This is a genomic window from Marinovum sp. (assembly GCF_034669705.1).
Lineage (GTDB): Bacteria > Pseudomonadota > Alphaproteobacteria > Rhodobacterales > Rhodobacteraceae > Marinovum.
The window spans coordinates 236978-246931 of sequence record NZ_JAXMOR010000002.1 but is presented as its reverse complement, the minus strand read 5'-3'; the positions used below and the strand labels follow the sequence as shown (position 1 = coordinate 246931).

Sequence of the window (9954 nt, the reverse complement as noted above, 5' to 3'; positions counted from 1 at the left end):
TCAGGCTCATAACCTGAAGGTCGTAGGTTCAAATCCTACTCCCGCAACCAAATCTACACCACCAATCGCAGCCTACACAGGGTTACACACGCTCCACTGAAGCGTTTGCCGGACACCCTCCGCCGCGCCAGGCTCATAACCTGAAGGGCGAGGCGCGTCCCGCAGATCGTGAACGTCCGGCGTCGCTGCTCTGCCGCGCATAGCTGAACGGGCGCAGCCCAGGCGTAGATTCAAATCCTACGCCCCCAACCACCTCGTGCACACGCAACGCAGCCTGTCCAGCCCACAATTGCTCCCCCGGACCGGCCTTGCCGGCTTCACCCCGTCGGTACTCGCACTTGCGAGATCCTTCAGAAGCCACCCTCACTGCACACCGTCAGCGCGCCCGCATCACAGCTCACCGAGAGGCGAGGTCGCGGGCGATCTGTTCCGACAGGGTCGTCAGCGCCACGGCCTGGGCGGCGGCGATGGTGGCGGGGGTCCTGACCGGCAGGGCGACCTTGATGTCGAACACCCGCGCCTTGTCCGAGAGCGGCGCGGGGATGATCTTGGGCGGCTTGTCGGGGTCGTCGAAGTCCTCGATCGGATCAGGGGTCTCCGAGCCCATGAAATACTGCCCCGACATCTGGAAGACCCCGGCGCGGGTGGCAATGAAGGTCTCGATGCGGATGTCGAGCACGCCCTTGGGCGGCTCGGGCAGGGGCCAGGGCTCTGGCGCCACCCGGGCCGAGGTCATGGTGTTGAGATGGCGCGAGACGATCAGCGTCGCCGCCCGCTCGGGCTCGTCCGCCCAGGTGCCGAAGTCGGCCGCCAGAACCTCGCCGGTCTCGGCCTGCACCGCGATCTTGGGATCGGCGGCATAGGTCGGCAGCGAGACCGTCCGCACCAGCACCGTCTTGACCACCGCGTTCAGCCGCAGCTTCGACGGCACGGGTTCGAGCAGGTACTGCGGCTCGGTGTCGGCGCAGGCGGCGAGGGCGGCCAGGGCAAGGGCGGAAAGGAATTTCGCGGCTGTCATGTCATCGACCTATAATCAGGGAATTCGGATTGCGCTGGATCGCACGGGCCAGGCTGCGGAGCGCGTCGGCGGCCTCGCTGACGTCGCGCAGGGTCGAGAGCGCGCCGTTGATCAGCCGGGAATTGTCGCCGTAGGAGTCGATCACCTTTTCGGTGCGGCTGGCCAGGGTGGCCAGTCGGGCGGTGAGCTTGGGCAGTTCGCCGGCCGCCGCCTCGACGGCGTCGGCGGCATTGGCGGCCGACGCGAAGACGTTGTTGATGTTCTCGGTGGCGCCGCTCTCGCGCAGGCCGGCGACGATCAGCCGGACCTCCTCGAGGGTGGCAGTGGCCTCGTCAAGGGTCTCGTTGAGCTCGGGGGCGATGGTGCGGAACTCGGCCAGGGTGGCGTTGACCTCTGGCGAGATCGAGCGGAAATTGGCCAGGGTCTCGGTGACCTCGGGCTGTAGCGCCCGCAGGTCGGCGAGGGTGGCGTTGATGCCGGGGGCCACCGCGCGGATGTCCTCGGAGGCGATCAGCGCGCTGGCATTGTCGACCAGCCCCTGGATCGAGGCCAGCACCTCTTCGACCGGCAGGTTGTTGATCCGCTGGAACACCCCCTCGGCGGTGGCATTGAGATCGGTGACCTGGGCTTCGATGGTCGGCAGCTGGGGCAGACCCATCTCGGTCATCACGATCTCGGCTTCCTCCTCGACCGGCAGTTCCACCAGGTCGACCACCAACTCGCTCGAGAGCAGGCTGGCGGTGGCGAGCCGCACCCGCAGCCCCTCTTCGACATAGGCGGTCAGCAGGTCCATCGCCTCGTCGACGCCATCGTCCTCGGACAGGCCGAGGCGGGCGGGGCTGATGGCGAGGATGGCGCGCATCCGCACCACCTTGCGGCCGTCGCGGTCGGCGGCAATCATCGCGACGTTGTCGACCTCGCCCACCGGCACGCCACGGAACCGTACTGTCGCCCCCTCGGTCAACCCGCCGACCGCGCCGTCGAAGATCACCATCACCCGCAGCCGCTCGGCGGTGGGGTCGCTCAGCAGGCTCGACCGGGCGGCGCTCTCGTCGGCATAGAGCGGAAAGGTCTCGGCATCGGTGGCCGGCCGGCCGCCGGCGACAAAGGTGTCAAAGCTGACCCCGCCCTGCACCAGAGAGGCCAGCGACGCGAAATTCAGCGACACGCCGCTGGTGTCGAGCGAGACCGAGACGCCTGAGATGTCCCAGAACCGGGTGTCGGTGGTGATGATGCTGTCATAGGGCGCGCGGATGAAGCCGGTGATCACCACGTGATCGCGGCTCTCGGCCAGTTGCGGCGCCTCGACGTTGCCCACCGGAATGCCCTTGTAGAGGATCGGCGCGCCGGCGACGATGGAATTGCTGTCGCGCGCGGTCAGCCGGATGCGGGTGCCCTCCTCGGTGGGATCATTGAGCGGCGCATCCTCGAGCCCCTCAAAACTGGTCTGCGCGGTGCCGGGGCTGCTGTCCCACTGGCCGACGATATAGACCCCCGAGAGCACGGTGCTGAGGCCGCTGATCCCCTGCGCCGTGATCTCCGGCCGGACCACCCAGAAGTCCGCGTCCTCGTCGAGATAGGGCGCGAGGTCGCGGTTGATCCGCACCGAGGCGATGACCTTGCTGAGATCGCCGGAAAAGCGCACCTGCTCGACCAGCCCGACGGTCACGTCGCGATAGCGCAGTTCGGTCTTCTCGGCGGCGATCCCCGAGGCGCTGTCGAAGGCGATCTCGATCAGCACGCCGCGGTCGGCATAGGTCTGCCAGGCGATCCCGAGAGAGACCGCAAGCGCAATGATCGGCACCAGCCAGATCACCGAAAAGCGCGGGCCGCGGGCGCGGCGCACCACCGGGTCGGCTGCGGTTGGCTCGGTCATTGCGGCTCCTCATCGGCGTCCCAGATCAGTTTCGGATCAAAGCTCTGGGCCGACAGCATTGTAAACGCGACCGACAGCAGAAAGCTCACGGCGGCAATTCCGGGGTTGATGGTAGCGACACTGCCGAGTTGAACAAGGGCCGAGAGGATCGCCACCACGAAAACGTCGATCATCGACCAGCGGCCGATGAACTCGACCACCTCATAGAGCACGTGACGCTGATGTACACGGTCGGGGCGCGCCCGGCGCAGGCTGAGCGCGAGATATCCGATGGCGATGAACTTGCCGATCGGGATCACGATACTGGCGAAGAACACGATGAAGGCCACCCCGTAGGAGCCGTACTGCAACAGCTCGATGGCACCGCCGACGATGGTGCTCTCGGTCTTGTCGAGCAGGGTCGAGGTGCGCAGCATCGGGTAGGTATTGGCCGGGATGTAGACGATGATGCCGGCCACGAGCCAGGCCCAGACCGCCTGCAGCGAGCGCCGGCTGTGTTCCGGCAGGGTGTCGCCGCAGCGGGCGCAATGCAGCGCGCCGCGATGTTCGACCCGGCCACAGGTGACGCAGGCGATGAGGCCGGCCTGGCGGGCTGTGGTCATCGGCCCCGCGCCTCAAGCGCGTTCCAGATGGTGTCGCGGCACATGCTGGTGTCCTGCAGCACGGTGACGACGACAAAGCCCGACATCGCCCAGAACGCCGGCCCGAGGTTGAGCGTCGCCAGCCCGCCGACCTTGACCAGCGCCACCGCGACGCCGACGATGAAGATCTCGGCCATCGACCAGGGCCGCAGCCGCTCGGCCAGCCGGAAGGCGGCCTTGGCATGGGCAAAGGGCCGGTGGCCGCGCATCAGTGGCAGCAGGGTGTAGATGATCGCCAGCAGCCGCAACGTCGGGATCAGCACGATCAGCAACGCCACCACCACCGCCAGCGGCACCATCAGCCCCGACGAGAACACCTGGATCGCGTCGAGGATCGAGGTGCGGTTGTGGATGCCGCCGGCCTGCAGGTCGATGAAGGGAAAGAAGATCGCCGCGGTCATCAGGATCGCCGAGGTCATCGCCAGCGCCAGCACCCGGGCAAAGCTGTCAGAGCGTGGTGCGGCGATGACATGGCCACAGCGCCGGCACAGCGCGACCGAGGCATCGGGCACCTCCGGCTCGGTATAGAGCGTGTCGCAGATCGGGCAGGCATAGAGCGCCGCCTGCGGGTCGTCCTCGGCCCGTGGCTCGGTCTGTGCGATGTCTTTTGGTTCCAAATGTGCGCCGCCTGCCTGCAATGTGACTGTCCGCCGTCAGGACCGAACAACCGCTCAGAGGGTAGTGCGCCACCCTGCCACTGTCCACTCCACCGCGGTCCGCGCGCGATCAATTTTGCCGGTGCGTGGCCATTTCAGACCGCTTTGAGCCGCCCTCGGGAGCAATATCGGATCGAACAGAAGGCGGCCGAAGCCGTCGCGCTGCTGAACCTCGACGCGTACCTCGACCGCAAGCCCTCGCAGCTCTCTGGTGGCCAGCGCCAACGGGTCGCCATGGGCTGCGCCATCCTGCGCGACCCGGCGCTGTTTCTGTTCGACGCGCCGCTGTAGAACCTCGGTGGCAAGCTGCGCCACCAGATGCGGATCGGGATCAAAGCGCTGCAGCGCCGGCTGAGCGTCACCTCGGTCTGTGTCACCCACGACAAGGTCGACGCGATGACCATGGACGACCGGATCATCGTGCGCAACACCGGCCGGATCGAACAGATCGGCACGCCCTCTGGTATCCCCCTGCCGCCGGAGTTCGACTGCCAGCGCGAGAGCCTGTGCGATCTGGCGCGCGGCCGGGGCTATGATTGGTAGGTCACCGCCGACGGCTTAGCCACCCGGCCCAGCCGGATCACCCCGCATCCGCAGCGGAGGATGAAGCTCGACTGGTGCGCCGGGCGCGGGCTTGCCTGCCATGCGCTGTCTGATCATGACGGCGTCTGCGGCGTGGCGGACCCCGGCTGAGGCTCAGTCAGGCCGGCCGCGGTTGGTCCAGAACATGGTGAAACAGGCGGCCAGCCCGAGCAGGGCGAAGCCGGCGATCAGCGGCGTCACCGCGGTGGTGATCCGCCCGCTGATCGCCGCTGCCAGCGGCAGCGACAGAAAGGTGGCGAGCGAGCCGACAAAGGCCGCGCCCAGCCCGGCCATATGGCCCAGAGGCTCCAGCGCCAGCGCGTTGAGATTGCCGAAGGTGATGCCGACGCAGAAGAACACCGCCAGCTGCCAGAGCAGGAACAGCGGCAGCGGCAGCGGTCCGCCGAGCAGCGGCCCCAGCGCCCAGACCGTGAAGGACAGCCCGGTCAGCGCCAGAAGCGCCAGCCAGGTCAGCCGGCGCATCCCCAGCCGCATCACCAGCGCGGCATTGACCAGCGCCGCCGCCCCCAGCGCGGTGGAGGCCAGCGCGAAATAGGCGGCAAAGAGCTCTCCCACGCCATAGATCCCCTGGAAAATCTGTTGCGCCGCGCCGAGGTAGCCCACGAACATGCCGTACATCAGCCCGGCGGTCAGCGTATAGCCCAGCGCCACGCGGGTCCGCGCGATCTCGACCAGCCCGGCGCCGATGTTGCTCAGGCGAAAGGCGCGCCGGTCGGCGCGTGCAAGGGTCTCGACCTGGCGCAGCGCGAACCAGACCAGCACCGCCAGCGCCAGCACCACCAGCCCGACAAAGGTCATCCGCCAACCGCCGAGATGGATCAGCCCCTGACCCAGCGCCGGGGCGATGATCGGCACGATGATGAAGGCGGCCATGGCGATCGACATGATCCGCGCCATCGCCCGGCCTTCGTACTGGTCGCGCACCATGGCGACGGCAACGATCCGCGGCGCCGCCGCTCCCACCCCCTGCAGCACCCGCCCCGCCAGCATCACTGCCCAGCTCTCGGTCAGCCCCGAGACCAGGCAGCCTGCGATGAAGACGCCGTAGCCGGCATAGATCACCGGCTTGCGGCCATAGCTGTCGGCCAGCGGCCCGACGACAAGCTGCCCGGCGGCGAGGCCGAGAAAGAAGGCGGTGACCAGGAAGTGCCCGTCGGTGATCCGCGGCGCGCCAAGATCGCGGCTGATCGCGTCGAGCGCCGGCAGCATGATGTCCGTGCCCAGCGCGCCGATCGAGATCAGCAGCGCCACCAGAGCGATATATTCGGCGAAACCGGCTTTCGGACGGGACGGATCTGACATGCGGCACGGCCTTTCGATCTGGCGATGCCCTGTCCTAGACCGGCCGTGCGCCGAGGCCAAGGCCGGTTTTTCCGCCGCGACCGGGCGCTGTCGGTCAGGCGGTGGTCGCGGCGTCGAGGGCGACGTCCAGCAACTCGCGGATCCGCTCTTCGCGAGTCTCGGCGACGATCCGGCCGAGCTCTTCGTCACCCTTCAGCACCACCAGCGTCGACCGCCGCGGAATCCGCATCCGGGTGGCCATCTGCGAGCTGCCGTAGGTGTCCCAGTCGATGTCGATGAAGGTGATATTGGCCGCGTAGGCGGGGTTTTCGGCCTTCAGCTTGTCGATCACCCGCGCCTGCGCCCGGCAGGTGCTGCACCAGCTGGCGGTAAAGTCGAGGAACAGGGTCTCGCCGGCATTGAGCCGCTGCTGCAGCATGCCGGTCTTGTATTGCAGCGCCTCGGCGGCCGCGGCCAGCGGCAGCAGGGTGGCGCTGGCGGCACCGGCGGCGCCGAGGATCAGGAAATCGCGTCGTTGCATCTGGGGTCCCCCTTAGAATGCGACAGAAAGGTCAATCAGCCAGGCGGGCATCTGGTCGAGCGCCCAGGCTTCGATGACATGGTGCAGCCGGAACAGGAGCATCAGCCCGACCGCGATGAAGACCGCGCCGAGGATCGGGCGCGAGACGGTGGCAAAGCGGCGCAGCACGCCGCTACTGCGGGCCAGATAGGCCAGCCCGAGGATCAGGGAAGAGACCCCGGCGGCGAAAATCGCCATGATGACGGTGGCGCGCCACAGGCTCTCGCCCTGCGCCGCCAGAGAGATCGCGCCGCCCAGCGTCGGGCCGACACAGGGGCTCCAGACCGCGCCGAGCAGCAGGCCGCCGAGAAACTGGCCGCGGCCGGTGCTGCGGTCCACATGGTCCAGCCGGTGATCGGCCCGGGCCGCCATGCCGGCGGTGGCGGTGGAAAAGGCCAACGCCGCCCGCGGGATCAGCAGCAGCGTGCCGAAGACCACCATCAGCGCGGCGCCGGCCTGGGCGATGTCGTCGGTCGTCAGCCCGACCAGATGGCCCATTGCGGTGACGGCGACGCCGAGGGTGACGAAGGACAGGCTCATGCCGGCCGCCAGCCAGACCGGACCGGCGCGCCCCGACTGCAGCGCGCTGGCCAGCACGATCGGCAGCACCGGCAGGACGCAGGGGTTGATCAGGGTGAGCAGCCCGGCGGCATAGGCAAACAGCATCTCCATGTTGCAACAGTTGTGCCGGGGCGGTGAAATGTCACCTGACAACTGGGTGAACGGCCGGGGTCAGACTACGTTGCGCGGGGTGCGGGGCGCCGGTTTCGCCACGCTCTGCCGCGCCAGCTGCACCGCCAGGATGCCGCCGCCGACAATCGCTACGCCGATCATGTCGAGCGGCCCCAGCGTCTCGCCCAGCAAGAGCGCCGCGACGGCGACGCCGAAGAACGGGTTGAGGAAGTGGAAGGTCGAGGCCTTGACCGCGCCGATCCGGTTGACCAGCGTGAACCAGACAAAGGTGGCGGCCAGCCCCGGCACCAGTGTGGTATAGAGGAAGGCCAGCACCAGCGGCCGGGTCATCTGCACCTCGAAGGGGTATTCCAGCGCCGCCGAGGCCACCGCCAGAAGCGCCGCGCCGACCAGCATCTGCAGCCCGACGATCATCATCACGTTGCCCCCCGAAGAGGCCCCGCGCACCGAAAGCGTCGCCACGGTCAGCGCCACCGCGGCGATCACACAGAGCGTCAGACCGTAGAGATCGACCCCGGCGCCAAGTCGCGCGCCCATGATCAGCGTCACCCCGCCAAACCCCGCCACCAGCCCGGCCACCGCCAGCCGTGGCAGCCGTTCGCGGAACACCAGCCAGCCCGCCAGCGCTACCATCAGCGGCATGGTCGAGGCGATGATCGAGGCCAGCGAGGCCTCGATGGTCTGCATCGCGATGAAGTTGAGCCCGAGGTAGATGGCGTTCTGACAGACCCCGAAGACCAGCGTCGCGCGCCACTGCGCCCGGCTCAGGCGGAAGCTCTGGCCCATGGCCAGCGCCAAGCCGACGCCGATCACCCCCGAAAGCAGGAATCGCAGCGCCAGCGAGCCCATCGGCGGGGCGTATTCGACGATGATCCGCGCCGAGGTGAAGGCCGAGGACCACATGGCGGCAAAGGCCAGCCCCATCAAGATCGCGCGAATGTCCATGTTGGCTGTCCTGTGGTTGTCGTCGGGGGGCTGCCCCGCGCGCGCGCCCCGGAGCCCGATCCGGGGCCTCTCGGCGGAGAGCGGGAGGTCCCGGATCGGGTCGGGGACGGGGTCACTGCACCGCGCGGATGCCGTCATAGGCGGCGCGGAACCGCTCGTAGGCCTCGGCGTAGTCCGCCACCAGTCCGGGCTCCGGCGTCACCGTGCGGGCGATCTCGGGCGCGGTCATCACCTGCTGCCAGTCGGCGCCGGCGGCGCATTGGCCGAGCCGTGCGGCCCCGAGGGCTGCGCCGAACTCGCCCTCGGCGGGCAGATCGAGCGGCAGGTCCAGCACCGTGGCGATCAGCTTCAGCCAGTAGTCCGAGCGGCTGCCGCCGCCGATGGCGATCAGCCGGTCGATCCGCGCGCCGGTCTGTTTCAGCGCCATCAGGCTGTCGCGCAGCCCGAAGGCCACGCCCTCGAGCACCGCGCGGGTCATGTCGTCGCGGCTGGTGCCGGCCGAGAGCCCGGTGAAACTGCCGCGGGCGCCCGCGTCATTGTGCGGCGTGCGCTCGCCGGAGAGATAGGGCAGGAAGCGCACCACGCCCGGCGCCTGCAGCGTCTCGCCCAGCGCCGCGGTCAGCTCGGCCGGGGAGGCGCCGGTGATCCGCGCCAGCCAGTTCAGGCTGTCGGTCGCCGAGAGCATCACCCCCATCTGGTACCAGCGGTCGGGCACCGCGTGGCAGAAGGTGTGCACCGCCGTCGCCGGATCGGGCGCATAGCCGTCGCGCGCCGCCAGTAGCACGCCGGAGGTGCCGAGCGAGACGAAGCCCTGGCCCTCGCTCAGCGCGCCGATGCCGCAGGCCGCCGCTGCATTGTCGCCGGCGCCGCCGGCCACGGTGACCGGACCGTCGAGACCCCAGTTGGCCGCCAGATCGGCGCGCAGCGGCCCGGCCTCGGCGCAGCCTTCCACCAGCCGGGGCATCTGGTCGCGGGTCATGTGGCCGGCGGCAAGCAGCGTCTCGGACCAGTCGCGCGCCCCGGTGTCGAGCCAGGAGGTGCCGGCGCTGTCGGACATGTCGGCCACATGGGCGCCGGTCAGGTAGAGGTTGAGATAGGCGGCGGGCAAGAGCACCTTGGCGACCTTGGCGAAGACCTCTGGCTCGTGGCGCTCGACCCAGAGCAGCTTGGGCGCGGTAAAGCCGGGAAAGACGATATTGCCGGAGGTCTCGCGCAAGCCATCGCTGCCATCGAGCGCAGCCGCCTCGGCGCTCGAGCGGGTGTCGTTCCACAGGATGCAGGGCCGCAGCACCTGGTCGTCGGCGTCAAGCAGCGTCGCGCCATGCATGTGGCCGGCGACGCCGATGCCGCGCAGGGCGGCAAATCCGGGGACGGCGCGCAGCTCTTCGACCGCGCCGTCAAGCGCGGCGATCCAGTCGGCCGGATCCTGCTCGGCCCAGCCGGGGTGCGGGTGGGCCACCTGGTAGGGCCGCTCGGCCGATCCAAGGACAGCGCCGGCGGCGTCCATCAGCAAGGCGCGCAGGCCGGAGGTTCCGAGATCGATGCCGAGAAATGTCATGCCTGCGCCTTTCGCGATGTCCGTCGTTGCCGGCATTAGTACCAAGGCAGGGCAGGGGGGCAAGGGGAGGTTTGCCAGCGATGCCCGCAGGTTCGCAAGTGGT

9 protein-coding genes and 1 pseudogene are annotated in these 9954 nt (G+C 68.8%); 1 reads left to right on the top strand and 9 read right to left on the bottom strand.

Annotated features, from left to right (window positions below):
* Positions 1-397: 397 nt before the first annotated feature.
* The 4 genes from VOI27_RS02670 to VOI27_RS02655 are packed head-to-tail and all read right to left on the bottom strand — an operon-like array spanning position 398 to position 4152.
* Positions 398-1018: an ABC-type transport auxiliary lipoprotein family protein gene (locus VOI27_RS02670; protein ID WP_323763738.1), complete on the bottom strand. Its 621-nt coding sequence runs from the start codon at positions 1016-1018 to the stop codon at positions 398-400.
* A gap of 1 nt (position 1019) precedes the next feature.
* Positions 1020-2894 (bottom strand): intermembrane transport protein PqiB, encoded by a 1875-nt coding sequence (locus VOI27_RS02665; RefSeq protein ID WP_323763737.1) that lies wholly within the window; start codon positions 2892-2894, stop codon positions 1020-1022.
* Positions 2891-3496 (bottom strand): paraquat-inducible protein A, encoded by a 606-nt coding sequence (locus VOI27_RS02660; protein ID WP_323763736.1) that lies wholly within the window; start codon positions 3494-3496, stop codon positions 2891-2893. Before VOI27_RS02660 ends, VOI27_RS02665 begins: the two co-directional genes overlap by 4 nt.
* Positions 3493-4152, bottom strand: coding sequence for a paraquat-inducible protein A (locus VOI27_RS02655; RefSeq protein WP_323763735.1), 660 nt, complete (start codon positions 4150-4152; stop codon positions 3493-3495). The genes VOI27_RS02660 and VOI27_RS02655 overlap by 4 nt, the downstream gene beginning before the upstream one ends.
* Positions 4153-4323: 171 nt before the next feature.
* Here VOI27_RS02655 and VOI27_RS02650 point away from each other — a divergent pair.
* Positions 4324-4659 (top strand): annotated as a pseudogene (locus VOI27_RS02650) (ATP-binding cassette domain-containing protein); the annotation flags it as partial.
* Positions 4660-4887: 228 nt separating this feature from the next.
* On the opposite strand, the gene VOI27_RS02645 reads toward VOI27_RS02650, so the two are convergent.
* From VOI27_RS02645 to xylB, 5 genes are all read right to left on the bottom strand, one after another.
* Positions 4888-6096: an MFS transporter gene (locus tag VOI27_RS02645; protein ID WP_323763734.1), complete on the bottom strand. Its 1209-nt coding sequence runs from the start codon at positions 6094-6096 to the stop codon at positions 4888-4890.
* Between the two features lie 94 nt (positions 6097-6190).
* The gene (locus VOI27_RS02640; RefSeq protein WP_323763733.1) at positions 6191-6616 is read right to left on the bottom strand and encodes a thioredoxin family protein; all 426 of its coding nucleotides are present in this window, start codon (positions 6614-6616) and stop codon (positions 6191-6193) included.
* A 12-nt stretch (positions 6617-6628) separates the two neighbouring features.
* The gene (locus VOI27_RS02635) at positions 6629-7327 is read right to left on the bottom strand and encodes a cytochrome c biogenesis CcdA family protein (RefSeq protein WP_323763732.1); all 699 of its coding nucleotides are present in this window, start codon (positions 7325-7327) and stop codon (positions 6629-6631) included.
* A 60-nt stretch (positions 7328-7387) separates the two neighbouring features.
* On the bottom strand, positions 7388-8293 hold the full coding sequence (locus tag VOI27_RS02630; RefSeq protein WP_323763731.1) for a DMT family transporter: 906 nt from the start codon (positions 8291-8293) through the stop codon (positions 7388-7390).
* Between the two features lie 112 nt (positions 8294-8405).
* Complete coding sequence (xylB, locus tag VOI27_RS02625) at positions 8406-9851, bottom strand: xylulokinase (RefSeq protein ID WP_323763730.1); 1446 nt, start codon at positions 9849-9851, stop codon at positions 8406-8408.
* Positions 9852-9954 lie beyond the last annotated feature (103 nt).